Genomic DNA, 24,716 nt, shown 5'->3' on the forward strand with positions numbered 1-24,716 from the left:
AGTCAGAAACAGATCGCGAGGGCGTTCCGGCGTTTCATGTCCGTTCGTCGGACGGCACGGGGCGGCCTGCCACTCTCCCCGGGATTGGAAGAGACTCTTGAGAATTTCGCGGCTCGGTCGGCTCGTGTCCGCTTCCGACGCGTCGGGCCGGGAATACACCCGGCGAATCGCGCTGCGACGGGCGTCTTTGCCTCCCGGCGCGGGCTCCTGGGACGCGGTGCCGGATCGGTTGCGGTAACGCCCACACGGAGCGCAGCGGTTCGCGTGATCGCCCGCTGGGCGACCCGGCAGAGATCATCACAGGCCTCCTTTCTCTCTCGGCCTCCGGGGCCCGGCGGCCGCTGCCGGACCAAGACGGTCCGGGGTCGGTTTTCTGCGGGACTCCCCGTGCCCGAGGTGCTCAACCCCCGGGAGCGGATCACCGCGCAGCAAGCGGGTCAGGGCCTGCGCAAGGCTGATACGAGGTGCGGTGTGTCCCGCGACGCTGCGGGCACCCGGCCTGAAAGCGAGTCAGAGTCTCGATGTGGTCACAGCCCAGTGTGCCGTGAACACTGCTCTGAAACAAGGGTGTTGCTCTCACACTGGGACAGTGTTCACTGCACTGTGGAAGACTGATCACATGGAAGCCATCAAGGGAGCAAGGGAACGGGCCCGGGCCGAGATCGCCGGCGCCATCAAGGCCCAGGCACGAGAGCAGCTCGCCGCCGATGGAGCCGCCAGGCTCTCGCTGCGCGCAGTCGCACGTGAGTTGGGCATGGTTCCGTCCGCCCTCTACCGCTACTTTCCCAGCCGGGACGATCTGCTCACGGCGCTCATCATCGACGCGTTCGAAGCAGTGGGCGAAGCCGCGGAGACGGCGTTGAAGGAAAGCGGCAGCACCGATCTCATGCAGGTGTGGCTGGCCGTGTGCCGGGCCGTCCGCGGCTGGGCCCTCGCGCACCCGCACGAGTACACACTGATCTACGGCGCGCCCGTCCCCGACTACCGCGCGCCCCAGGAAACCGTGAAGCCGGCCTCCCGGGTGGCACTGGTGCTGCTGTCACTGGCCGAGTCCGCCCTGGCCGCCGACTCCCTGCAGGCGCCCGCCCGGGAGGCGCCTCCTGCCACGGTGCTGAACTCCCACGTCCTTGAGCTCACCCAGGAATCGGACCCCTCCGTCCCGGACCACGTACTGCCCTGGGTCGTCACTGCCTGGGCGCAGCTCTTCGGACTCATCAGCTTCGAGGTGTTCGGCCATTTCCAGCGAGTGGTCCAGGCGCCGGACGAGATGTTCGACCAGGCCGTCATCGCACTGGCCCACCAGACCGGCTTGAAGTCGTCGAAGACCGACGGCGCAGCCTGACCAGGCCCTCGCGGCTCGGTCTCAACGCGTGTGAGATGCCTGCCGAGAGGGGCCGCGGGCCGCTGATGCGCCCGCGGCCGCCGACCGTAGGATCACACGCCCATCCCTGACGGCCCGAATACGAGGCCAGGAACATCGACGGCAGACGGGAGCGACACATGCCACGCCACAGCGAGATCAAGCACCGGGTCGTCACGTCGTTCCAGCGAAGGATCGTCAACCCGCTGACGGTCCGCCTGCCGACCCAGGTTCTCCTGGAGACCACCGGCCGGAGTTCCGGACTCCCCCGGCGGACGCCCATCGGCGGGCGCCGCGTCGGCCGGGAGTTCTGGTTCGTCTCGGAATACGGCGAGAAGTCCCAGTATGTGCGGAACATCAAGGCGGACCCGCGTGTCCGCGTCCGCATCAAGGGACGCTGGCACAGCGGCACAGCTCATCTCATCCCGCGCGACGACTCCCGTGCACGGCTGCGGACACTGTCGCGTTTCAACAGCGCGGCTGTGCGGGCGCTCGGCACGCACCTGCTGACGATCAGGGTCAATCTCACGGACTGACCGGATCCGCGGCCCGGGTTGCACAGGCCGGGCTCGTCCGCTGCAACTCTGCAACTCACCAACGGTTCTCGCCAGTTCGTGCGCGTGCGTACTGTCACGGCGTCAGCGCGACGAGGATCCGGAACCGGGCAGGGCGATTGCCTGACCGGGCCTGCCGGGCAGGGCGGTACGGGCAGGCCTGCCGCACGCCGGGCATCACGCCGGGCGTCGCCGTGCCGGTACCCGTGGCCGTTCAGGCGGCAGCGCCGGTCGGAGGGGTCCGACTCCCGACCGCGGCCCCCCCGTGGCCGCGGTCAGCTCAGCGGGCAGGTGCCCGTTCCCCCTCGTCGTCGTCCGGGAGCGCGAGTTCGTACCAGACGGTTCTGCCGCCGTACGCGGGCGAGTAGTGGCCCCAGGCGCGGCTCAAGGTGGCGACCATGTGGAGGCCGCGGCCGACCTCGTCGTGGAGCGCGGCCCTGCGCACGCGGGGGTGCAGGCCCTTCGACCCGGGATCCCAGACCTCGATGAACAGCCCGTCGCGGTGGCGCACCGTCAGCACGATCTGCTTCCCTGCGCGGTCCCTCACGGTGCCGGCAGGCGGAGTGCCGTGCTTCACGGCATTCGCGACCAGTTCACACGTCAGTAAGGCTGCCGTCTCCGTCAGCGCGCTCAAGCCCCATCCCTCCAGCATTTCCACCACGTGACGACGGGCGACGGGAACCGCTTCAGGAATGGGCGCCAGGAATTCCACCAGTTCGATCAGCTTGTCCTCGGAACGGGGCACCACGGCATACACGGAATGGGGCCGCGGCTCGGTCGAAGCCGTGGCCGTGCGCCGGTGGCGAGCGGACTCGGTCGTGTCTTCTCCCTGCGCAACGTCCGTGGGGGGACGGCCAGTTGCCATGGGCGTGCTCCGTGGCTTTCGTGACGGCGGTGTTCTTCCTGCCAAGGCCTTACCGTAAGCAGCTTTTCAGCCTTGAGGAAGTGGTCACAGTGCACACGCCGGGCCCTCGGGGTGACACCTTGCACGGCCTTCCCCGGCGCCTCGTCGCTGCTGACGGGGCCCTCGCGCGAGGCCGTACCGTGCACCCTGCACGGGCGCTCGATGCGGGACCGGCACTTTGCCCACTGCGCCGGTACGGTGCCGCGCCTAGTATTCGGTGGTCGATGCACAGCCCGCCGGGCCGGCTCCGCAGATGTCCGAAGCCGGGCACCGCGCGAGGAGCATGCATCAGGGCGGAGCAACATTTCTTTCGGACAGGGGGAGTTCGTGTCCCGTACCGGTTCCGGAACGGGACATCCGTGGCGTAGCACATTCCCCCGGAAGGTCCGCGCAATGCTCCCCGGGCGTCCGGCAATTCGGCGGGGCCGGATCTCCGTTCCGGGTGTTCCCGTGCACCCCGGGGCTTTTTCCGTTTCCGGCCGTTTTCCCCGCCGGGCCCTCGCGCCACTCTCGGCACGGGCCTCGAAGCCGTGCCGGAGACCCTTGGCCGGAATCGTCCTCGGGCAGGTTGGACGCCGTGAACTTCGCCCGTACCGTGGCGCTCCCGCCCGTCCCCAGCACGGCACGTCCATGACCGAGGAGTTCTCACCACATGCGGATCGGTATCGACGTCGGCGGAACGAACACGGACGCCGTGCTGATGGACGGCGACTCGGTGCTGGCCGACGCGAAGGTCACCACGACCCCCGACGTGACGGACGGAATCGTGCGGGCCGTGCAACACCTGCGGCAGCAGCAGGACTTCGACCCGGCAGCCCTCACCGGCGTGATGCTCGGGACGACCCATTTCATCAACGCGATCGTCGAGGCGCGTGACCTGGCGCCGACCGCCGCCGTACGGCTGGGCCTGCCCGCCACCCAGTCGCTGCCCCCGCTGGTGGGCTGGCCCGAGAACCTGGTGAGCGCCATCGGCGGCCACACCTACCTGTGCCACGGCGGCCACGAGTACGACGGGCGCGTCATCTCCGAACTCGACCCCGGCGAACTGCACAGGATCGCCGACGAACTCGCCGCCGCCGAGGTCCGTTCGGTCGCCATCACATCGGTCTTCTCGCTCGTCAACTCCGAGTTCGAGCTGCGGGCCGCGGAGATCCTCGCCGAGCGGCTGCCCGGTCTGCGGGTCAGCCTCTCCCACGAAGTCGGCCGCACCGGCCTGCTGGAACGCGAGAACGCCACCGTCATCAACGCCGCGCTCGGTGAACTCGCGGAGCGCATCTGCGACGGCATGGTGGCGACGCTGCGCACCATCGGCCTCCACGCCCCGCTGTACCTCAGCCAGAACGACGGGACGCTCATGGGCGTCGACTACGCCCGCCAGTATCCGGTGATGACGTTCGCGTCCGGGCCGACCAACTCGATGCGCGGCGCGGCATATCTGTCCGGTGTCGACGACTGCGCGGTCGTCGACGTCGGTGGCACGACGACCGACGTCGGCATGCTGCACCGCGGCTTCCCGCGGGAGGCGAGCACGGAAGTGAGCGTGGGCGGCATCCGTACGAACTTCCGCATGCCCGACGTGCTCTCGTTCGGCGTCGGCGGCGGCAGCCTCGTGCGGCAGGACGGCGCGGACGTCGAAGTGGGGCCGGACAGCGTCGGTTACCGGCTGGAGGAGGAAGCTCTCGTGTTCGGGGGGAAGACCCTGACGGCCACGGACCTCGTGGTCGCCGCGGGCCGTGCGCGGATCGGCGATCCGGAGCGGGTGGCCTCCCTGGACCGTGACCTGGTGAGGACGGGACTGGACTACGTGACGGACCGGATCACCGGAACGATCGACCGGATGCGCACCAGCCGGGAGCCCGTCCCCGTCGTCCTGGTGGGAGGCGGCAGCGTGCTGCTGCCCGAGGAGTTCCCGCTGGCGTCCTCGGTGCTGCGGCCGGAGCAGTTCGCCGTCGCCAACGCGGTCGGTGCCGCCATCGCCCAGATCAGCGGCGACGTCGACCGGATCTTCGCGATCCAGTCGGGTCAGCGGGACGCCGCGCTGGACACCGCCAAGCAGGAGGCCACCGACCGTGCCCTCATCGCCGGCGCCAGCCCGGGCACGGTGGAGATCGTCGAGGTGGAGGAGATCCCCCTCGCGTACCTTCCGGGCAACGCGACGCGCATCCGTGTGAAGGCCGTCGGCGACCTGGCCCCGGGCTCCGCTCCGTCACCCCCGCCGTCACCCCCACCGTCCCCCGCGACGCACGGGCGCGGGATCAGCTGATGGCGTGGGACCTCCATCTCACCGATCTGCCCGACCTCGCCCGGGGTGCCGCGCTGCTCGGCGCGGGTGGCGGAGGCGACCCCTACCTGGGTGAGTCGCTGGCGGCCGATGCGCTCGAATCGGCCGCGGGACACGTCAGGTTCCTCGATCCGGACGAGCTGGACGACGACGGCCTCGTCGTCACCACGGCCATGCTGGGAGCACCGACCGTCCTGGTCGAGAAGCTCCCGAACGGCACGGAAGCGGCCCGCGCTCTACGCGCGTTGGAGCAGCGCCTCGGCAGGCCGGTCACCGCCACGATGCCCGCCGAGTGCGGCGGCATGAACTCGATGGTCCCGCTGCTGGCGGCGGCGCAGCTCGCGTTGCCGGTCGTCGACGCCGACGGCATGGGCCGGGCGTTCCCCGAGCTGTCGATGACGACGTTCGGCGCCTGCGGTATGCCCGGCTCACCCATGGCGATGGCCGACGAGCACGGCAGTGTGGCCGTCGTCGAGACCGGCTCCGACAACCGGCGGCTGGAGTCGCTGGCCCGCGCGCTCGCCGTCAGCATGGGCGCCTCCGCGTCGATGGCCGTCTACCCCATGAGCGGCCGCGACGTCCGCCGCACGGCGGTGCCGCGCACCGTGAGCACGGCCGTGCGGCTCGGACGGGCCGTGCGCGAGGCGAGGGAGCGGCATACCGACCCGGTCGCCGCGCTCCAGGAGGCGCTGCCGCGCACGGTGTACCAGCACGGCCGGGCGGTCTTCTCGGGAAAGGTCGTCGACGTGGAGCGCCGCACCACGGACGGCTTCACCCGGGGACGTGCCGTCGTCGCTGCGGACGGCGTCCGCGCGGACGGCACCGGGGGCGACGGGACCGACGGGAGCGGAACGACGTGCGAACTCGTCTTCCAGAACGAGAACTTGGCGGCACGCGTCGACGGCCGCACGGTCGCCCTCGTACCCGATCTCGTCACCGTGCTGCACGCGGACTCGGCGGAACCGGTCACCACCGAAGGGCTGGCGTACGGGCAGCGTGTGCGGGTGTTCGTGATCTCCGCACCGGCCCCGCTGCGCACCCCCGAGGCGCTGGCCGCCTTCGGGCCGCGGGCCTTCGGCATCGACGAGGACTACCACCCCGCCGCGCGGCTCGCCTGAGGCCTGTCATCAGGCATATGTCAGTTCGGTCATTGACCGCTTCGGTCCGGTGAGCACCACCACAATGGTGGGCATGTGGCAGATCACACTTGACGACGTACCGGCGCTCTCCAAGGCCGCGATGCTGCTCGGTACGGGCGGCGGTGGCGGCACCGGCACCGAACTCGTGGAGCCCATCCTCCGCCGGGCGTTGCGGGAGCACGGTCCCGTCGAAGTCGTGAAGCCTGCCGAACTGCCGCCCGGAAGCCTGGCGGTGCCGGTCGGTTTCGTCGGCTCCGGCACGGTCATGCATGAAAAGCCGTACGAGGGCAGCGAGATAGCCCGCGCGATACGCGGGGTCGAAGGCCACACCGGTGTCACGGTGCAGGCGGTGGTCGGCGTGGCGATGACCGGCATCATGGCCGTGATCCCGGTCATCGCCGCCGCGCAGCTCGGACTTCCCCTCGTGGACGCGGACGGCACGGGGCGCGGCGTCACGAAACTCAGCCAGACCACGCTGACGCTGGCCGGGATCGACCTGACCCCGGCGGCGTTCACCGCCGACAAGGGGTCCAACCTCCTTGTGGACGGGGTGAACAGCGCCGACGCGGAGTCGGTGATCCGGCTGTCGATGCCGGCGATGGGCGGCTGGGCCGGCATGGCCTGGCGGCCACTGCGCATGGACGAGATCGACAGAGGCATGCTGGTCGGCACCTACTCCATGGCTCTGGAGATGGGACGCATGCTCGAAGAGCGCGACCGGGAGGGGCTGGCGGCGCGCTACGGGGCCCGGACCCTCTTCGAGGGCAAGGTCGTCGAGGTGCCGCGGCGGCACCTCGGCCAGTTCCCGGCGGGCACCGTCGTCGTCGAGCACAGCGGGCAGCCCGACCGCGCACTGCGCATCGAGATGCAGAACGAGTACCTCGTTGCGATCGAGGACGGAGCCATCGTCGCCTGCGTCCCGGACCTGATATGCGTTCTGGAGCAGGAGTCGGGCACGTGCCTGACGGCTGAGCGGGTGCGCTACGGCTTGTGGGTCGAGGTGCTGGGGATTCCGTGCCACCCTCAGTGGCGCAGCGCGGCCGGTCTGGAGCTGCTCGGGCCGCGGGCGTTCGGCTACGACATGGACTACGTACCGCTGGAGGGAACGGCCGGATGACGACGCCGTGGCAGCCGGTCACGGTCCGCATGCTGTGCGGACTGGAAGGGCTGGCGGGCGCCCACCTCGCCGCCGGAAAGGCCGGCCTCGACCACGAGGTGTGCTCGATCGAGGTCGTCTCCACCCTGGCGAGCGCGGAGTCGGTGCAGACCGGTGCGCTCGTCATCGCGGCCCCCGGCGATACGGAACTCGTCGTGCTGGACATGATGCTCAGCGCCGTACGGGCGGCGGGCGCCGTCGGGTTCGTCGTGACGAAGGGGCCTCATCTGGTCGGCTCCGCCTCGCGGTTGGCCGACAAGCTGGGGATGCCGCTCCTCGTCGCCGCCTTCAAGGACCCGCTTCAGCTGGCGCGGCAGCTCGACCGCGTCGTCCACGCGCCCGAGCTGGTGCGGGCGGACGTGCTCAGCCAGCTCGGCCGTCAGCTGCGTCGCCGCCACGCCGAACCGGGCCCCGTCCTGGACACGTTGGCGCGCATGCTGAGCGGCCGGGCGAGCCTGATCGACCCGGTCGGCACGGTGCTGGCCGGGTCCGCGGTGGCGCTGCCGGAGGGCGCGCTGGCCGACCCCTCCCCGCACACCCTGCCCGCGGAGCCCGACAGCCGCGACGGCGACCTCGTGCTCGTCCCCGTCACCCTCGACGTCCAGTCGGGGCCGGACGTGTGGCTCGCGGTGCGGCTCCCGCCGGGGCCGCGGACGTGGACGACGACGGCGGAACAGGCCGCGACGCTCGCCGCGTCCGCGATCACCGGCTGGGTCGCCCGGCGCCGCATGGAGGGCGAACGCGAACTGAGCGAACGCCGCGACCTGCTGTCCGAGTTGCTGAAGAAGCCCAACAGCCCCAATCGCGAGGTGACGGAGGGCGGCCTGAAACTCGGCTGGCAGATGCACGGTTGGCACACGGGCGTTCATCTGCGCTCGCTCCGGCCCGCCCCGAACTGGCGGCGGCGGACGGCCGACCTGCTGAACGCCGCACTCGGTGAACAGGGCCTGGGCGGGCACCTCGTGGAGCGTGGCGAGGGCTGGGCGTTCTGGGTCACCACTGAACGCGAGCCGCCGCATGCCGCATCCGGCGACATGGTCAAGCAGCTGCGTGCCGCGCTGACTTCGCTGTCCGACGAGGCGCCGCTGACGGCGGGAGTGGGACGCCCCCGTGAAGGGCCGGAGGGCCTGGCCAGGACCCTCACCGAAGCACGGCAGGCGTGTCTGCTGGCCGGCGCGGCAGCTCGGGGGGTGCATGTCGCGCACATCGACGAGCTGGACCTCCAGCAGCTCCTCGCCGACTGGTACAGCCTGGAGTCGTTCCAGACCTACGCACGGCAGATCCTCAAGCCGCTCTCCGACCGCGGTGAGACGGAGCTGATCCGGACGGTCGAAGCGTATCTCGAACACGAGTCGTCCGCCTCGTCGACGGCTGCGTATCTGGGGGTCCACCGCAACACCGTCGCGGAGCGGATCGCACGCGTGGAGAGCCTGCTCGATGTGAACCTCGCCCTTCCCGACCACCGGCTCGTGGTGCAACTCGCCTGCCGCACACTGCGGTTCGGCGGACGCCGCGCCCGCTGAAGCGCCCCCCGCTTCACCGGGGCGGCCGCGGTGAACGGGGCCGCCCCGGTGAACGGGGCCGACAGCGCTCGGCAGAGAGTGCGCCCGGCAGCTCTCAACCGGCCTCGCTGTGACGGAAGTTGGCGAGAAGTGCCCTGATCCCGGCCATGTCGAACCCCGTGAGTCTTCCCGCCCCGCCGGCCGTCCTGTGGCCGCCGTTCGGTGAGCACATCACGGGGCTCGTGCCGTGCGGGTCCGTGACGCACTCGTACGGTTCGACGGCGCCGTCGCCGTCACGGTCGAGGTTCGGGTGGCCGAGGCCGAGGGCGTGCAGCATCTCGTGCGTGAAGGTGTTCCGCAGCTTGTGCGCGGCGATGGCCCAGGTGCCGTCGAAGTATTCGCTGTCCATGGTCACCACGCCGCCCGCCGCGACACCCTTCTCCGGGGCCGGGCAGGGCATCCCGCGGCTGTATCCGCCGCGTCCCATGGGCCGGTACGTCTGCGTGAACTGGATGTGCCCCCGCGGCGGGCACACCGCCGGGTCGACGTGTTCCACGCCGCCGATCGTCACCTTCACGCCGGCCGCCCTCAACTGTGCGACCGCGGCGGCGAGATGGGGAACGTAGCGCTCCCGCAGCCGCGCCGAGGCGAACGTGACCGTGTAGGAGCGCGACGGGCTGACCGAGGTCACCCCGAGCCGCGCGGCCACCTGGAAACCGGGCCCCGCAAGGGTGACGACCCTGGCGGCGTGGGCGGGCGTCACGGTGAATGCACACGTCACGACCAGTGCGGCGCCGACTGCGATCCCGGTCCTCAGCATGTGGCTCCTGCGAAGTCGTACGGGGCGAGCTCGGGTGGAGGCCGGAGCGAGGGCCCGCCCGCCGGCACGGCCGGCAGGGGCCCGGGTCCGTACGGCACGGCCGCCGGGGGCGTCGGCACGGCACGACCGCGGGCACGCAGAACGGCGCCCAGCCGTGCGGCGGTCATCGGCTTTCGCCCGGTTTCTTCCCGGTCGGTTGATTGCTGCCCACCGGCCGGGACGGCCATGCCGCTGCCCGCATGTCCTGCGCGGCCGCACGGACGGCCGCGCCCGGCGGGCGGGGAGCCGGGGACGTGCCTAGATTCGGGACCACAGCCGACAGGGGGGTTGGCAGGAGCCGGTGGAGAGATCGGAGATCGACTACGAAGCGCTGTTCGCAGCCACGCCCAGCCCGTATCTGGTGCTCGATACGGGGCTCACCATCGTGGACGCGAACCGTGCGTACCTGCGGGCCACGGGCCGGTCGCGCGAGGACCTCGTGGGTCAGTACGTGTTCGACGCCTTCCCGCCGAACCCCGATGATCCGTGGTCGCACGGAGTGGACAACCTGGCTGCTTCACTGCGCCGGGTCCTCGATCTGCGCAGGGTCGACACGATGGCGCTGCAGAAGTACGACATCCCCGTCGTCAGCCGCCCCGGCGAGTTCGAGGAGCGCTGGTGGTCGCCGATCAACACCCCCGTCTTCGGCCCCGACGGCTCGGTGGTGCACATCATCCACCGCGTGGAGGACGTGACGGCCTTCATCAGGGAACATGACGGCCGCCTGCCGTCCGCCGACGAGACCCGCACGGAACGGTTCCGCAGTGCCGAGACGGAGCTGTACGCGCGGGCCCAGGAGCTTCAGAAGGCCAACGAGGAGCTGCGGCACGCACACGCCAGGGAGAGCCGGGTCGCACTCACGCTCCAGGAGGCGATGCTCTACTCCCCGGACCTTCCCCGCCCCGGCGTCGCCGTCCGCTACCTGCCCGCGGTCGGAACGCTCAACGTGTGCGGGGACTGGTACGACGTCGCGGACGTGCCGGGGGACGGGTTCACCGCGGCGGTCGGCGACGTCGTCGGCCACGGCCTGGAGGCGGCCGGGATCATGGGGATGCTGCGCAGCGCTCTCAGCGCCGCCATGCGCGCGACCGACCGTCCCGCCAGAGCCCTTCAGATCCTGGACCTCTACGCGGGGTCGGTCGAGGGAGCGCAGTGCGCGACGGCCGTCAAGGTCAGAGTCGACCCGCAGGAGCAGCTGATCACCTACAGCAGCGCCGGGCATCTCCCGCCCGTACTGCTGCACCGTGACGGCACCTGCGAGCTGCTGGACCGGGCCACGGACCCGCCACTCGCCGCGGGCCCCCAGGGCGCGCCCCGGCCGGAGGCCCACGCCTCCTACACCACGGGTGAGTCCCTGGTGCTGTTCACCGACGGACTGGTGGAGCGCCGCGGCGAGGACATCGACCGTGGCATCGCCCGGCTGACGCGGGCTCTCGCCTCCTGCGGCAGGCTGGACGCCGAGCAGGTGGCGGACAACCTGCTGGCCGGGCTCGGGGTCAGCGAGGGCGCCGCCGACGACATCGCCCTGGTCGTCATCAACCTCTGAGGCCCCCGCAGCACTCCGCAGCACTCCGCAGCGCTCGGAAGGCACCGGTGCAGCCCCGGTGCCGCCCCGTCCTCAGCGGGCAGGGCGGTCCAGCCTCGCCGGCGCGCTCCCCGCGGGCAGTCCCACAAGGGCCTCGGCCTGGCCGGGCGGGTAGGGGACCGGGCCGTGCCACTCGAGGAGAAGCACCGTGGCGTCGTCGCTCAGCTTGCCCTGGTGGTAGTCGAGGTGGTGGCGGATGAGGCGGCGCAGCGTCTCCGGGACGGGCAGGCCGTCGCTGTGGTGCCTGATCAGGAAGTCGGTGAAGCGGTCGAGGCCGAACTCCTCGCCGTCCGGGTTGCGTGCCTCGGTGATCCCGTCGGTGTACAGCAGCAGCCGGTCACCTGGTTCCAACTGCTCCCGGCAGAGGTTAGCGACGAGCCCCAGCCCGGTGCCCATCGGCGGCGCCGGCGAGCATTCGAGCGGAACGGCGAAGCGGCCTCCGCGGATGACGACCGGCGGGTAGTGGCCGCGGCTGATCCAGGTCAGAAGGCCGGTGCTCACATCGAGGTCGGCGAGGATGCCCGTGGCGTAGCGGCTGTCCTCGAACTGGTCGACGAGTGCTTTCTCCATCCCGTTCGACGTCTCCACCAGGTCGCTTCCCTGACGGCGGTGGTTCCGGCAGGCCGCCACCGCGAGGTTCGCCGTGAGACCGGCGGCGGTGTCGTGGCCCATGGCGTCGATGACGCACAGGTGCACCGTGTCGTCGGCGAAGGCGTAGTCGAAGGCGTCTCCGCTGACCTGGTAGGCGGGCTCCATGAGCGCGCTGACGACGACCCGGTCCGTCGCGAACGTTCGCGGCGGCATCAGACGCCACTCCATCTCCGCGGCGACGTTCATGCGGCGCCGTCGCACCAGGCGGGCGTAGGCGTCGCTGGTACTGCGCTTGGTCACCAGCAGCAGCGCCACCAGACCGGCCAGATCCCGCATGTCCTGCCTGCAGGCGTCGTCGGCCTCCGACGCCGTTATCCGCATCAGACCCACCCGTTCGGTGCCGTTCAGCACCGGCACCCACCACTGGCCACCGCGCGCGGAGGTGGGGAGGATCTCACCGAGCTGGAAGGCCCTGCCCGGCGCGGTGCCGTCGATCGGCATCTCGACGGGAGGGTCACCGCTCCCGCTGCGGCCGTATGCGCCTTCGCGCGGCATCAGCGTCAGGACGGTCTGCTGGATGTCGGAGATGTACAGAAGCACCTCCGACCAGCCGAAGCGCCGGGCCTGGTCGCTCAGCACGCCGGGCACCTGCGTCAAGGTGCACAGATGGCTGGCGGAGATGAGCCCGCCGAGCACCTTGGCCCGGTCGGATGCCCTGCCCATGGCTCAGCCTCCTTCAGCCGCCGGGGCGAACGGAAGGCGCGGGTCCGCGGTGGACCGCGCCGCTGCGCCTCCCGGCCCGTTCCGGATCTGATCAGTGCAACCCCTGCTCCCCGTCTCCCTGCTTCTCCGCGCCCTGCACGCGAACAGCGGTTTCCCTTCAAGGCTGCACCCCGCTCCCGGGTGTCCGCCAACGGATCCGCTGCGCGGGCGCACGTTCTCCTGCCCGGGAGCGGCGGGCGCCCGGTGGTCCGGCAGCCCCGCGTGCCCCCGCCCCCTCGCACCCCATACGCTGCTCCGCGTCAGTCACCGCTGCCGTACCCCGAGGAGACCCGCCGTGCTCGTGCTGCTGCCGCCGTCCGAAGGAAAGGCCGACGGGGGCAGGGGACGCCCCTTCGCCCCGGACGAGCTGTCGCTGCCCGGGCTGGCACCGGCACGCGAGGCGGTGCTGGAGGAGCTCGTGGGGCTCTGCTCGGCCGACGAGGAGAAGGCGCGGCACGTGCTGGGCCTGAGTGAGGGGCTGCGCGGCGAGGTCGCCCGGAACGCACGGCTGCGCTCGGCACCCGCCCGGCCCGCCGGTGAGGTCTACACCGGCGTCCTCTACGACGCCCTCGGTCTGGCCACGCTCGGACCCTCCGCCAAGCGGCGCGCGGCGAAGTCGCTGCTGGTCTTCTCGGGGCTGTGGGGCGCGGTGGGGATCAAGGACCGTATTCCGTCGTACCGCTGCCCGGGCGGCGTACGGCTGCCGGGGCTGGGTCCGCTGAGCGGGCACTGGAGGGAGCCGCTGGCGGCCGTGCTGCCGGAGGCCGCCGGAACGGGCCCGGTCCTCGACCTGCGCTCGACGGCGTACGCACAGATGTGGAAGCCCAAGGGCGAACTGGCCGAACGCACCGTCACCGTAAGGGTGTTGCAGTCGGCCCTCGTCGATGGGCGCGAGAAGCGGACCGTGGTCAGCCACTTCAACAAGGCGACGAAGGGGCGGATCGTGCGCGCCCTGCTGGAGGAGGGCGCGGCGCCGCGCACTCCCGCCGCCCTCGTCGAGGCGCTGCGGGGGCTGGGTTACGTGGTGGAGGAGCCGGCTTCCGGGCAGAAGGCCGGGAAGCCGCGGGCACTGGACGTGGTGGTCAGCGAGCTGTAGCCGAAAGGGTTGCGCGCTCTGCAATGCGCGTTGCGCCCCGCGGCCCGCCGAGGGGAGGATTCGCGCATGGCTCCTGCTCCCGCTTCCCCTTCCGCTTCCTCGGACCCGCCCTTCGCGGCTGCCTCCGCGCCTCCTGCGTCGCCCTCGCCCCCCGGCTCGCTGCTGGGCCTGGCGCCCGTCATTCCCGTCGTCGTCCTGGAGGACGCGGCCGACGCCGTACCTCTCGCCCGCGCCCTCGTCGCGGGCGGTCTGCCCGTCGTGGAGGTGACGCTGCGGACGCCCGCGGCCACGGAGGCGATCCGGGCGATGGCCGCCGAGGTGCCGGAAGCGGTGGTGGGCGCGGGCACCGTGCTCACGCCCGCACAGGCGGAGGAGGCCGTGGGCGCCGGCGCGCGCTTCCTCGTCAGCCCCGGCTGCACGGAGCGGCTGCTGGAGTCGATGCTCGGCAGCGGGGTTCCCGCACTGCCCGGTGTGTCCACCGCGTCCGAGGTGATCGCCCTGCTGGAGCGTGGCGTGACGGAGATGAAGTTCTTCCCGGCGGAGGCCGCCGGCGGCGTCCCCTACCTGAAGTCCCTCGCCTCGCCGCTCCCGCAGGCGCGCTTCTGCCCGACGGGCGGCATCGACGAGGCACGGGCGCCGGGATATCTGGCGCTGCCCAACGTCGGCTGTGTGGGCGGCACTTGGATGCTGCCGGGCGGTGCGCTGGCCGCCCGGGACTGGCCCCGCATCCAGCGCCTCGCCGAAGGCGCCGCCGCACTGCGCGCCTGAGGACGCACGGCCCGCGAGGGGGAGGACTCCGCACCCGGGCCCCACCCGGGCCGGGCCCCGGCAGGGGACCCTGCCTGGCGTGGCTCAGCGCAGATGCGACGTGTCGTTCAGCAGACGGACCGACGCGTTGCCGTCCGAGTAGTAGGCGATCGCCGAGAGACAGGCCGCGGAAAGCTCCATGCGGAAGAGCGCGGCCGGAGGCGCTTCGAGCGCCAGCCTCACAAGGGTCTTGACAGGCGTCACGTGGGTGACGAGCAGCACCTTCTTGCCCGGGTAGCGCGCCAGCAGCCTGTCCCGCGTCACGGCGACGCGTTCACCGACCGTCGCGAAGCTCTCTCCGCCACCGGTCGGACACGCCTCGGTCGACTCCAGCCACTTCTCGAGGTCGCCGGGGAAACGCTCGTGCACCTCGGCGAAGGTGAGGCCCTCCCAGGCGCCGAAGTCGGCCTCGCGCAGCCCCTCGTCGACGCGCACCTTCAGGCCGGTGCGTTCCGCGACGGCTGATGCCGTCTCCCGGCAGCGCCGCATCGGGGAGGTGACTATGGCCTCGATCGTCCCGCGCGCGGCCAGCGCCGCGCCGGCGGCGTACGCCTGGCGCCGGCCGGCCGGGGAGAGTTCGGGGTCGGTGCCGCCGCTGCCGGAGAAACGCTTCTCGGGCGTGAGTGCCGTCTCGCCGTGCCGCAGCAGTACGAAGGTGGTGGGAGGGCCCACGTCCGGGCCCCAGCCGCTGTGCGAGACCTCGGTGCCGGCGGCGCTGCCGCCGCCGGGCGCCTCCCGTATGTGCTCCTCGCCGGCGGCGTCATCCGCCCGGCCCGTCCCGGCCGCTCCCCCGCCCCTGGCCGCCTCGTCCGCCGCGTCCAGTTCGGCGGTCGACGCGGAGGCCGACCACTGCTCGCCCCGCCTACCCGCGTCCATCGCCTCGTTGGCGAGGCGGTCCGCGTGCCCGTTCTCGGCGCGGGGGATCCACTCGTACCCCGTCACGGCGCCCGGCGGGAAGATCCGCTGCGCCTCGGCGGCGAGCGGCCGCATGTCGGGGTGCTTGATCTTCCAGCGCCCCGACATCTGCTCCACGACGAGCTTGGAGTCCATGCGCACCCGCACCGACGCGTGCGGGTCGAGCTCGTGCGCCGCGCGCAGGCCGGCGATCAGTCCCCTGTACTCCGCGACGTTGTTGGTCGCGCGGCCGATGAACTCGGCCGTCTCCCGCAGGACTTCGCCGCTGGCAGCGTCCCGTACGACCGCGCCGTAACCGGCCGGCCCCGGATTGCCGCGCGAGCCTCCGTCCGCTTCGACGACGAAACGGCGGCCGCCTCCGGCCGCCATCACAGCCCCGACTCGGGCGTACGGACCAGGACCCGACGGCAGTTCTCGCACCGCAGCACCTCGTCCTCCGGGGCCGAGCGGACGTCGTTGAGCTCGGTGATGTTCAGCTCCAGCCGGCAGCCCTCGCAACGCCGTTGGAACAGCCGGGCCGCGCCGACACCGCCCTGCTGCTCGCGGATCTTCTCGTACAGCTTCAGCAGGTCTGCGGGAACCGTGCCGGCCACGGAGTCGCGCTCCGCGCGCACCGTCCCCGCCTCGCCGTCGATCTCCCCCAGGGCCGCGTCGCGCCGGGCGACCGCGTCCTCGGCCTTGGCCTGTACGGCCTCGACACGCTGCGCCAGCTCCGCGGCCCGCTCGGTGGCGGCCTCGTGACGCTCCATGACCTCCAGGACGACGTCCTCCAGGTCTCCCTGGCGCCTGGCCAGCGAGGCGATCTCGCTCTGCAGGTTCTCCAGGTCCTTGGGGTTGGTGACCTGGCCGGAGTCGAGACGCTTCTGGTCCCGCGCCGAGCGCTGGCGCACCTGGTCGACGTCCGATTCGGCCTTGGTCTGCTCGCGGGCGGTGTCGCTCTCCTCGGTGCGGGAGGCGACGAGCAGATCGCGCAGCTGGGCGAGGTCCGCCTCCAGCGACTGGATCTCCTCGTGCTCGGGCAGGTTCTTGCGCTTGTGTGCCAGCTGCGTAAGGCGTGTGTCCAGTGCCTGGACGTCCAGCAGTCGGATCTGATCGGCGGGCGCGGCGTTCAGTTGGGGGCTCCCGAGGTGATGTCGTCGATGGCGCTGCGGTGGGATTCGGAAGGGCCGCTCTGCGCGGCGCCGGGGGCGGCGGGCCCCTTCGACGCCGCTTGCGCGGTCCAGGGGTCGGTGACCGTACGCGAGACGTGCGTGCGCAGGCCCCAGCCGTGCCGGTCGGAGACCTCGTCGAGCTGTGCCGCCGCCTGCTCGCACCACGGCCACTCGGTGGCGAAGTGCGCGGCGTCCAGCAGTGCGAGCGGCGAGTGCTCGCGGGCCTCGGAGGCGGGGTGGTGCCGCAGGTCGGCCGTGAGGTACGCGTCGGCGCCGGCCGCGCGCACCTCGTCGAACAGGCCGTCACCGGAACCTCCGCACACGGCGACGGTCCGGATCGTGCGGTCCGGGTCGCCGGCCGCACGGATGCCCTGCGCGGTGACGGGCAGCCGCTGCGCCACCCACTCCGTGAGCTCCGACAGCCGCATGGGGCGCGGCGGTTCGCAGATGCGGCCGAGGCCGCGACGGCCCTGCGGGTCGGTCGTGTCCGGCACCAGGGGCCGCAGGACGTGCAGGCCGAGCGCGCCGGCGAGGGCGTCGGAGACTCCGGGGTCCGCGGTGTCGGCGTTGGTGTGCGCGACGTGCAGGGCGACGCCGTGCCGGATCAGCGTGTGGACGACTCGTCCTTTGAAGGTGTCGGCGGCGACGGTCGTCGTGCCGCGCAGATACAGCGGGTGGTGTGTGACGAGCAGTTGGGCTCCGAGCGCGACGGCCTCGTCGGCGATCTCCTGCACGGGATCGACCGCGAAGAGCACCCGGTCCACCTGGGCCTCCGGACTGCCGACGTCACCGCAGACGGTGCCGACGGCGTCCCACTGCTCGGCCCGCTCGCGCGGCCAGAGGGCGTCGAGCTCGGCGATGACTTCGGAGAGTGCTGGCACGGGTGAAAGGCTACCTTCCGCCCGGGCCGGCCCGTCCGGTCACCGCCCCGCCCGGGGAGACCGCCCGCCACGGACGACGCCGGAGTGCCCTCGCAGTCGCGGGCCTCGCCGCGCGCCCGGCGTCGCCGTGCCGTTCCGGTGCCCCTGGCCTGCGGTTTGAGCGGCCACCGTCTCCTGCCGGCACGGCCTGGTCGCTCCTGTTGGGCAGCGTCCGCAGCACACCGGCACAGCCTCGCGCAGGCAATTCGCACATCCGCCACTCATCCGCGTGAAGGGTCCGAACTCGCATTGTTCGGGCGGCAGTACGACACCTAGGTTCCTCACTGGAGGTGATCGACCCATGACTGCCTGTGCCCCCGAGGCCGTCGCTGCGGACAGCCGGACGGCAAGGCACTCCACGTTCACGATCGCAGCCGACGGCGCCTATGCGGCCCGGCTCAACGCGTCCGCGGAGGACGGCTGGTTCCCCGAGCGCTGGACTCTCGACGGCCCCGAGCCGTACGCGGTCCCGCTGCCCGGCGCCCGCCCCGAGGAGCCCGACAGCCAGGTGCTGCCGCTGACCGACGGAAGGGTCCTGATCGCCCGCCGCGAGGACGGCGCCCACCGGCTCGCGCTCCTCTACCCGACGGGCCCGGGCACCGGCGAACTCGACCTGGGCTCGGTCGGGTCCGAAACGTTCGCACTGCTGCCGCCCGCCCCGTGCGGGCGCCGCGCGTACGCACTCACCGTGGGCGAACACACCACGGGTGTATGGCTGGTGGCGGGCGGAAGCGACGGGGTGCCGCAGTTGATCGCCGAGGTTCCGGGCCGCTGCGGGGGCGGAGCCTGGCTGGACCGCGAGGGCAGGCTGCTCGCGGTCGACCGTACGGACACGGCGGGGACGGGCCGCACGAAGACGGTCGCCATCGACCTGGGCCGCGGCGGCGAGGTCAGCCCGCTGCTGCAGATCACCGACGAGAGCGACGACCGGCTGCTGCTGGCCGACGCCGACAGCGGCCTGCTGATCGTGCGTTCCGACGCGCCCGGCGAATTCCGCCTGGGCTGGGGAGTGTTGGGCTCCCACCGGCCGGTGCGCTTCCCCGAGTCCCTGCATCCCGCGGACGCGCTGCTCACACCCTTCGCCGTGCAGCCCGGGCAGATGCTCCTCCCGGAGAGCTGCGCTGTGGCGCTGCACGGCCAGACCACCGGGGCACGTGCGGGAGGTGCCTGGCTGGGGGTATGGCGCCCGATGCAGAAGGAGTTGCGCCGCTTCCGCGCTCCGGGCGGCTGGCTGCCGGGCAGGGGGGTGTGGACGCGCGAGGGCGAGCTGCGGCTGCCCTGCGCCACAGCGCATGCGCCGTGCGGGCTGGCACGGCTGAGGATGCGGGGCAGGAGCGCCGACGCCGAGGCCGGGGCGACGCTCGCGGTCACGGGCACGGGCGAAACCCTGAGCGCGGGCGCGCACGTGAGCGCGGGCGCGCACGTGAGCGCCGCGCCCGGCGTCGGTACAGGTCCCGGCGCCGGTCCCGCGGGAGCACAGTCCGGCGGTCCCGCAGGGGGCCCGGATGCGGGTCCCGGCGCCGGGGCGGCCTCCGAGGTGGCGCGGGGCGAGCCGGCCGAGGCCGGCCGCGGGGGGCCGGCGCGCTCCCCCTGGGACGGCTCCCGTTCCGTCATGCCGGGAGGCCTCCCCTCTGCCGGTCCCCCGGCGGCCGGAACCAGGCCCGCCGGGGCGGGCCCGCCCCGGGCAGGCTCGCCCGTTGCCGCGCCGCAGATCGAAAAGCGAGCGCCGGCAAGGGAGTTGCCGCCCGCGGAGCCCAGGAAGGCGGCACCCCTCGTACCGCCGGGAGCGCTGCCCGCTGAGGTTCCGCCGCGGCCGGAGGCGGCGCTGCGGCCGCCCCCGCAGCTGCCCCCGGTGCGGGAGGCGGGAACGGGAGGGCCGGCGGGAGATCCGAGGCCGGCAGCGACAGCGGCGGACGCCTCGACGTCAACGACGGGACCAGCACCGGCGGTTGACGGCACCTCGGCATCTCCCGCGCCCGCGGCGTCCATGTCCCGTACTGCTCCGTCCCCCTCCCTCGCCGTCGCCGCCACGTGCGCCGGACGCAAGCCGGTGCCGCTCCAGGACGCCCCGCTCGCCTCGGCCCTCCATGAGGCAGCCGTCCGCGCCAGGACGGTGTGATCGCGTGAGTGCCCGTCATTACACTCTGGTCAGGTACTGAGCAGCAACGCGATCCACGGAGTTACCCCCGCGATGTCCGAGACCGAGACCGGGACCGAAACGCGCAACAGCCAGGCGTCGGCCGAGGGCTCAGGCAAGCACAGAGGGCAGGCCGCCGGGGCGGAGGAGACCGGACGGCGCGCCCAGGGCCGCCACCGGCGTCCGCCTCAGCAGGGCGAACCGGAGTAGCCGGCCCGGGGAACCGCGGAAGCGGTCAGGAACCGTCGGGGGGGTGAGGCACGAACAACGCCTGGCCGAGGGATTGTTCGTGCCCGGTTCCTCAGGGCGCCGGCGCCTCAGGAGTGTGTGACGACGGCGTCGGTCAGTACGGGGGCGTCGTCCCGTTCGACGGCGGTGACGGACAGCAGCACGCGCCCGGCGCCGCCCGCTCCCTTCGGGTCTCCGCCTCCGTCCGCCTCGGTCCACATCCGCACGCGCAGCGTCTCCCCGGGGAAGACGATCCCGGAGAAGCGTGTGGTGTAGCTCCTCACCCGCGTCACGTCCCCGCCGAGCACCGTGTCGACCACGGCCTTGAGCACCATCCCGTACGAGCACAGCCCGTGCAGGATCGGCCGCTCGAAGCCCGCGAGCGCCGCGAAGTCCGGGTCGGCGTGCAGGGGGTTCCAGTCTCCGGAGAGCCGGTAGAGGAGCGCCTGGTCCTCGCGCACCGGGCGGCGCACCTCGCGGTCCGGTGCCCGCTCGGGCGTTCCGGAGCCGGCCGAGGGGCCGCGGTCGCCGCCGAAGCCGCCCTCGCCCTTCACGAAGAGCTGGGCCTCCGAGGTCCACAACGGGCCGTCGTCGTCGGCGGCTTCGGAACGCAGCACGATGACGGCGGCCTTGCCCTTGTCGTACACGGCGGTGACCGACGAGGTCTGCGTCGCGCTGCCGCCGACCGGAACGGGCCGGTGCGTCTGTACCGTCTGCCCGCCGTGCAGCACTGCCGCGAGGTCCACATCGATGCCGGGCGCCGACAGCCCGCCGACGACACCCATCCCGCCGCCCGCCACGGTCGCGAAGCTGGGCAGCACATGCAGCCGGCTCTCCAGCGTGTAGCGCAGCTCGCGGATCTCGGTCGCGGGTACGCCCGCACCGAGCCCGAGGTGGTACAGCTGAACGTCCTTGTGGTCCCAGGTGATCCGGGTGCTGACGGGCTCCGCGGACAGTGCCCGCTCGACGTCGATCGGCATGACCTCAGCTCCTTTCCCCGGGGGAGGATAACCACCGGTCCCGGCCGTTCCGCGGGCGGAACCCTCGAGAGGTCTGCACAATTGCGGCCGTGGGGTGAAGACTTCGGTGTCACGGGGATTCCGAAGATCCCGGGGATTCCGGGGGGGGGACACAGTCCCGTACCGGACACGCTTTCAGGAGGGGCAGTGATGGAGCCGCGGAGAACCGCCGGCAACGGCACCGGTGAGATCGACACGAGCGTCCCGCACTCGGCACGGATCTGGAACTACTGGCTCGGCGGCAAGGACAACTACGCGGCCGACCGCGAAGCCGGTGAGCAGTACCGTCAGGCGTTCCCGGGCATCGACGAACTCGCCCGCGCCTCCCGCTACTTCCTCGTCCGCACCATCCGTCATCTGGCGGCCGAGGCCGGCGTCCGCCAGTTCCTCGACGTCGGTACGGGCCTGCCCACCGTCGACAACACCCACGAGGTCGCGCAACGGGAGGCGCCGGAGGCGCGCGTCGTCTACGTCGACAACGACCCGCTCGTCCTCGTCCACGCGAACGCGCTGCTCACCAGCGCCCCGGAGGGCATGACGGCCTACATCGAGGCCGATCTGCGCGACCCGGATGCGGTGATCGCGGGTGCGCGCGAGACCCTCGACCTGTCGCAGCCGGTGGCGCTCATTCTCAGCGGGGTGCTGGGGCACATCGGCGACCACGCGGAGGCCTGCGGGATCGTCCGCGGGCTCATGTCGCAGCTGCCGTCCGGGAGTTACCTCTCCCACAACGACGGCATCGACGAGAATCCGGACACCAACGCCGCGCAGGACGACTACAACGACTCCGGTGCCGTGCCCTACGTCCTGCGCTCACCGGAGGCGATCCGCGCCTACTACGACGGCCTGGAGCTGGTGCCGCCCGGCGTGGTGCGCATCAACCGCTGGCGTCCCGACATCGGCGGCGACGACGCACCTGACGCGGCGGCCTACGGGGGCGTCGGCCGCAAACCGTGAGCGGCGCGCGACGGACCGGCCGGCCCGTGCGTGAACCGGTCGTCGGCCGGCGGGCCTCAACCGGCGGCATCCGCCGCGTGGTGCAGGTGCTCTCCCGCCGTACGAAGAACAACCCAGTGCTCATCGGTGAGCCCGGCGGCGGCAAGTCGGCACCCGGGGGCGTCAGCTCTCGCCGCCGGTCTTCGGCCCGGGGTTCCCGGTGCCGGAGGCCAGGGGCTCCCCCGGGCCGGCGCCGGCGGCCGGCCCGTCCACGCCCTCCCGCTCGTCCTCCTCGTGGACGCCCTCGCCGTCCGGCCGGGGCAGGACGAACAGCACGAGCGCCGCACACAGCACGAGGACAGCGGCGGCGCTGCGGAAGGCCAGCCCGTAGCCGGAGGCGAGAACCTGTGGACCGGCGCCGTCCCCGATGCGGGCGGCGGAGATCGTGGAGAAGACGGCGAGGCCGAGCGAACCGCCCATCGTCCGCGCCGTGTTGAACAGCCCGGACACCAGTCCCGCGTCTCCGTGCGGCGCCCCGGACATGGCCAGGGACGCCAGCGGCGTTCCGGCCATTCCCCCGCCGAGCGCCATCAGCACGCCGGGGCCCATGACCGTCTGGAGGAAGCCGCCTCCGGCGTGCATGCCGCTCTGCCACAGGCAGCCGGCTCCCGCCAGCACGACGCCCGCCAGGGCGACGTTCCGCGCCCCGAACCGCACCATCAGACGCGGCGCGGCCTTGGAGCCGAGAACGATGCTCAGCGACTGCGGGATGAATCCGAGCCCGGCCTGAAGCGGCGTGTAGCCCAGCACGTTCTGCATGTAGAGCGACATGAAGTACCACATGCAGAACAGGGCGCCTCCGCACACGAACATCGCCGCGTTCGCAGCCGAGACGGCTCGGCTGCGGAAGAGGCGCAGCGGCACCAGCGGGTCCTTCGTGCGCGCCTCGACCGCCACGAACACCGCGAGGAGCGCGGGGCCCGCCACCAGTGGCCACAGCACCGACGGCGCCGTCCACCCCGCCGTCTCCGTCCGTACGATCCCCCAGGCCAGCACCCCCAGTCCCAGGGTGGCGAGCAGCGCTCCGGGGATGTCGAGACGGCGGCCGGGGCGGGCGTCCCGTCCCTCCGAGACCCACACCGCGGCGGCCAGCAGCACCAGCGCGCCCACGGGGACGTTGATCAGAAGCACCCAGCGCCACGAGAAGGCGTCGGTCAGCACGCCGCCGACGAGGCCGCCCGCTGCTCCGCCGCCCGCGCCCACGGCGCTCCATGTGCCGATCGCGCGCGTACGGGCGCGGCCGGGCGGGAACGCCGTGGTGAGGATCGTCAGAGTCGCGGGGGCCAGCACGGCGGCTCCCGTGCCCTGCACCATCCGTGCCGCCAGCAGATGCCACGGCTGCTGCGCGAGGCCGCCGAGGAGGCTGGCGGCGGTGAACAGCGCGAGCCCCAGCAGGAATGTCCGCTTCCGGCCGAAGATGTCGGCTGCCCGTCCGCCGAGCAGCATCAGCCCGGCGAAGGCCAGGGTGTAGCCGTTGAGGACCCACTGGAGCCCCGCGGCGTCCATGCCGAGGTCGGTGCGCATCGACGGCAGCGCGACGTTGACCACCGAGACGTCGAGCACCACGAGGAACTGCCCCGCGCAGGCGGCGAGGACGACGACCCACAGGCGCACGGGCGTGCCGGAGCCGGTGGACCGGGACGGACCGGAGGGCGGGGAAGCCTTGTCTGTCACGCCCGTCATGCTCGCAGCTGCCCCCGTCCGCCGCCCACTTGATATCCGGCGTCGAGGACGGGCACGGACCTGAAGCGTGAGCCCGCGGCCGCAGCGGTCGTCGCGGGCGCACGGTCTACGCGGGCGGGCATCGCGGGCGGACGGGGACCGGGGCACCCCGAGCGCCGTGTCATGCGCTTCGGCGCCCGCTCCGGCTCCCGCTCCCGTTCTCGCTCCGGTTCCCGCTCCCGTTCTCGCTCCGGTTCCCGCTCCCGTTCTCGCTCCGGTTCTCGTGACCGGCCCCGTGTTCGTGCCGGGGCTCCGGCTCGGGCTGCCAGAGGGCGTGTTCGCGGCGGGCCCACGCGCGGTCGGCCCTGCCGGTCCGCATGGCGCGGCGCGCCTCCGGGTGTGCCACCGCCATCGCGACGTGCGCCGCGAGTACGGCGCCGACGGCCAGCGCGAGCCAGTCGTGCACGAACGTCGCGCTGGTGCGCCACGCCAGCGGGGTGAGCCCGGTGAACCACATGAGCAGCCCGGTCCCGGCCATCACCAGTACGGCACCGGCGATCCACGCGGCGAAGACCTTCTGCCCGGCGTTGAACTTGCCCGCGTCGCGGCCCCAGTCCTCACCCAGCGGCGGATACGGCCTGCGGGCGCGGCGGGCCCGCCGCAGCCACCGCCTGTCGTGCGGCCCGAAGCGGTTGAGGCGGCGCAGATCGGCGCGCAGCGTGCGCGAGGCCAGACCGAGCAGGACCGGTGCCGGCAGCAGCAGCCCCGACCACTCGTGGACGGTGACCAAGAGGGCGCGGCGTCCGGCGAGTTGGGCGAGGCCCGGCACGTAGAGGAACAGGGCACTGCCCACGCAGAGCGCCATCAGCGCACCCGTGGCGTGGTGGCACCAGCGCACGGCCCGGGTGAAGCGCAGCACGTCCGGCGGGACGCTCTCCTCGGCGGGCCGAGTTCCCTCCGTAATCTCCTCCTCGGCGGGCCGAGTTCCCTCCGTAATCCCCTCCTCGGCGGGCCGAGTTCCCTCCGTAATCCCCTCCGCGGGGGGCGGCGTCGGGGTCACGGTGCTCTCCGGCCGGGCGGCGGCCGCGTGAG

Annotated in this window: 20 protein-coding genes and 1 pseudogene; 12 read left to right on the forward strand and 9 right to left on the reverse strand. The window is 72.5% G+C overall.

Annotated features, from left to right (window positions below):
• The first annotated feature begins 619 nt into the window (after nt 1-619).
• Together EV375_RS06730 and EV375_RS06735 are read left to right on the forward strand one after the other, a co-directional pair.
• Nucleotides 620-1,342 carry a TetR/AcrR family transcriptional regulator gene (locus EV375_RS06730; protein WP_130298638.1) on the forward strand — a complete coding sequence of 241 codons (723 nt, stop codon included), beginning with the start codon at nt 620-622 and terminating at the stop codon, nt 1,340-1,342.
• Between the two features lie 158 nt (nt 1,343-1,500).
• Entirely contained in the window at nt 1,501-1,896 is a 396-nt protein-coding gene (locus tag EV375_RS06735) for a nitroreductase/quinone reductase family protein (RefSeq protein ID WP_130298639.1), read from the forward strand.
• Nucleotides 1,897-2,194: 298 nt separating this feature from the next.
• Here EV375_RS06735 and EV375_RS06740 read toward each other — a convergent pair whose 3' ends face one another.
• A complete protein-coding gene (locus tag EV375_RS06740) occupies nt 2,195-2,662 on the reverse strand; it encodes an ATP-binding protein (RefSeq protein WP_486588327.1) in 468 nt (155 codons plus the stop codon).
• Between the two features lie 808 nt (nt 2,663-3,470).
• On the opposite strand from EV375_RS06740, the gene EV375_RS06745 reads away from it, so the two are divergent.
• The 4 genes from EV375_RS06745 to EV375_RS06760 are packed head-to-tail and all read left to right on the forward strand — an operon-like array spanning nt 3,471 to nt 8,917.
• Nucleotides 3,471-5,081 (forward strand): hydantoinase/oxoprolinase family protein, encoded by a 1,611-nt coding sequence (locus EV375_RS06745; RefSeq protein WP_130298641.1) that lies wholly within the window; start codon nt 3,471-3,473, stop codon nt 5,079-5,081.
• Entirely contained in the window at nt 5,081-6,217 is a 1,137-nt protein-coding gene (locus EV375_RS06750; protein ID WP_130298642.1) for a DUF917 domain-containing protein, read from the forward strand. The genes EV375_RS06745 and EV375_RS06750 overlap by 1 nt, the downstream gene beginning before the upstream one ends.
• Nucleotides 6,218-6,266: 49 nt before the next feature.
• Nucleotides 6,267-7,355, forward strand: a complete 1,089-nt coding sequence (locus tag EV375_RS06755) for a DUF917 domain-containing protein (protein WP_130298643.1) — start codon at nt 6,267-6,269, stop codon at nt 7,353-7,355.
• Nucleotides 7,352-8,917, forward strand: coding sequence for a helix-turn-helix domain-containing protein (locus EV375_RS06760; protein ID WP_130298644.1), 1,566 nt, complete (start codon nt 7,352-7,354; stop codon nt 8,915-8,917). The genes EV375_RS06755 and EV375_RS06760 overlap by 4 nt, the downstream gene beginning before the upstream one ends.
• 94 nt (nt 8,918-9,011) lie before the next feature.
• On the opposite strand, the gene EV375_RS06765 is transcribed toward EV375_RS06760, so the two are convergent.
• Nucleotides 9,012-9,716, reverse strand: coding sequence for a zinc metalloprotease (locus tag EV375_RS06765; protein ID WP_130298645.1), 705 nt, complete (start codon nt 9,714-9,716; stop codon nt 9,012-9,014).
• Between the two features lie 340 nt (nt 9,717-10,056).
• Between EV375_RS06765 and EV375_RS06770 the strand changes: the two genes are divergently transcribed.
• Entirely contained in the window at nt 10,057-11,301 is a 1,245-nt protein-coding gene (locus EV375_RS06770) for a SpoIIE family protein phosphatase (protein WP_130298646.1), read from the forward strand.
• Between the two features lie 72 nt (nt 11,302-11,373).
• On the opposite strand, the gene EV375_RS06775 is transcribed toward EV375_RS06770, so the two are convergent.
• Nucleotides 11,374-12,654: a PP2C family protein-serine/threonine phosphatase gene (locus EV375_RS06775; RefSeq protein ID WP_130298647.1), complete on the reverse strand. Its 1,281-nt coding sequence runs from the start codon at nt 12,652-12,654 to the stop codon at nt 11,374-11,376.
• Between the two features lie 334 nt (nt 12,655-12,988).
• On the opposite strand from EV375_RS06775, the gene yaaA reads away from it, so the two are divergent.
• Together yaaA and eda are read left to right on the forward strand one after the other, a co-directional pair.
• Nucleotides 12,989-13,789: a peroxide stress protein YaaA gene (gene yaaA / locus EV375_RS06780; RefSeq protein WP_130298648.1), complete on the forward strand. Its 801-nt coding sequence runs from the start codon at nt 12,989-12,991 to the stop codon at nt 13,787-13,789.
• Between the two features lie 66 nt (nt 13,790-13,855).
• Nucleotides 13,856-14,557, forward strand: a complete 702-nt coding sequence (eda, locus tag EV375_RS06785) for a bifunctional 4-hydroxy-2-oxoglutarate aldolase/2-dehydro-3-deoxy-phosphogluconate aldolase (RefSeq protein WP_130298649.1) — start codon at nt 13,856-13,858, stop codon at nt 14,555-14,557.
• A gap of 84 nt (nt 14,558-14,641) precedes the next feature.
• On the opposite strand, the gene EV375_RS06790 is transcribed toward eda, so the two are convergent.
• Genes EV375_RS06790 through EV375_RS06800 form a run of 3 tightly spaced genes read right to left on the reverse strand, consistent with a single transcriptional unit; the run spans nt 14,642 to nt 17,543 of the window.
• Nucleotides 14,642-15,880 carry a bifunctional RNase H/acid phosphatase gene (locus EV375_RS06790; protein WP_130298650.1) on the reverse strand — a complete coding sequence of 413 codons (1,239 nt, stop codon included), beginning with the start codon at nt 15,878-15,880 and terminating at the stop codon, nt 14,642-14,644.
• Nucleotides 15,880-16,623, reverse strand: coding sequence for a CT398-like coiled coil hairpin domain-containing protein (locus tag EV375_RS06795; RefSeq protein WP_207228293.1), 744 nt, complete (start codon nt 16,621-16,623; stop codon nt 15,880-15,882). The genes EV375_RS06790 and EV375_RS06795 overlap by 1 nt, the downstream gene beginning before the upstream one ends.
• Nucleotides 16,620-17,543 carry a Nif3-like dinuclear metal center hexameric protein gene (locus tag EV375_RS06800; RefSeq protein WP_130298651.1) on the reverse strand — a complete coding sequence of 308 codons (924 nt, stop codon included), beginning with the start codon at nt 17,541-17,543 and terminating at the stop codon, nt 16,620-16,622. The genes EV375_RS06795 and EV375_RS06800 overlap by 4 nt, the downstream gene beginning before the upstream one ends.
• Before the next feature lie 340 nt (nt 17,544-17,883).
• Here EV375_RS06800 and EV375_RS29340 point away from each other — a divergent pair, with 340 nt between their 5' ends.
• A complete protein-coding gene (locus EV375_RS29340) occupies nt 17,884-19,701 on the forward strand; it encodes a hypothetical protein (protein ID WP_207227998.1) in 1,818 nt (605 codons plus the stop codon).
• 72 nt (nt 19,702-19,773) lie between these two features.
• Nucleotides 19,774-19,929: a hypothetical protein gene (locus EV375_RS29045; protein WP_165434692.1), complete on the forward strand. Its 156-nt coding sequence runs from the start codon at nt 19,774-19,776 to the stop codon at nt 19,927-19,929.
• Between the two features lie 107 nt (nt 19,930-20,036).
• On the opposite strand, the gene EV375_RS06810 is transcribed toward EV375_RS29045, so the two are convergent.
• On the reverse strand, nt 20,037-20,927 hold the full coding sequence (locus tag EV375_RS06810; protein ID WP_130298652.1) for a MaoC/PaaZ C-terminal domain-containing protein: 891 nt from the start codon (nt 20,925-20,927) through the stop codon (nt 20,037-20,039).
• Between the two features lie 189 nt (nt 20,928-21,116).
• Here EV375_RS06810 and EV375_RS06815 point away from each other — a divergent pair, with 189 nt between their 5' ends.
• Nucleotides 21,117-21,923 (forward strand): SAM-dependent methyltransferase, encoded by an 807-nt coding sequence (locus tag EV375_RS06815; protein ID WP_130298653.1) that lies wholly within the window; start codon nt 21,117-21,119, stop codon nt 21,921-21,923.
• A 162-nt stretch (nt 21,924-22,085) separates the two neighbouring features.
• Here EV375_RS06815 and EV375_RS06820 read toward each other — a convergent pair whose 3' ends face one another.
• Both EV375_RS06820 and EV375_RS29575 read right to left on the reverse strand, forming a co-directional pair.
• Nucleotides 22,086-23,645 (reverse strand): MFS transporter, encoded by a 1,560-nt coding sequence (locus EV375_RS06820; protein ID WP_130298654.1) that lies wholly within the window; start codon nt 23,643-23,645, stop codon nt 22,086-22,088.
• Nucleotides 23,646-23,943: 298 nt separating this feature from the next.
• Nucleotides 23,944-24,543 (reverse strand): annotated as a pseudogene (locus tag EV375_RS29575) (cytochrome b/b6 domain-containing protein); the annotation flags it as partial.
• Nucleotides 24,544-24,716: the final 173 nt, after the last annotated feature.

It is taken from the genome of Streptomyces sp. CNZ301 (assembly GCF_004217425.1).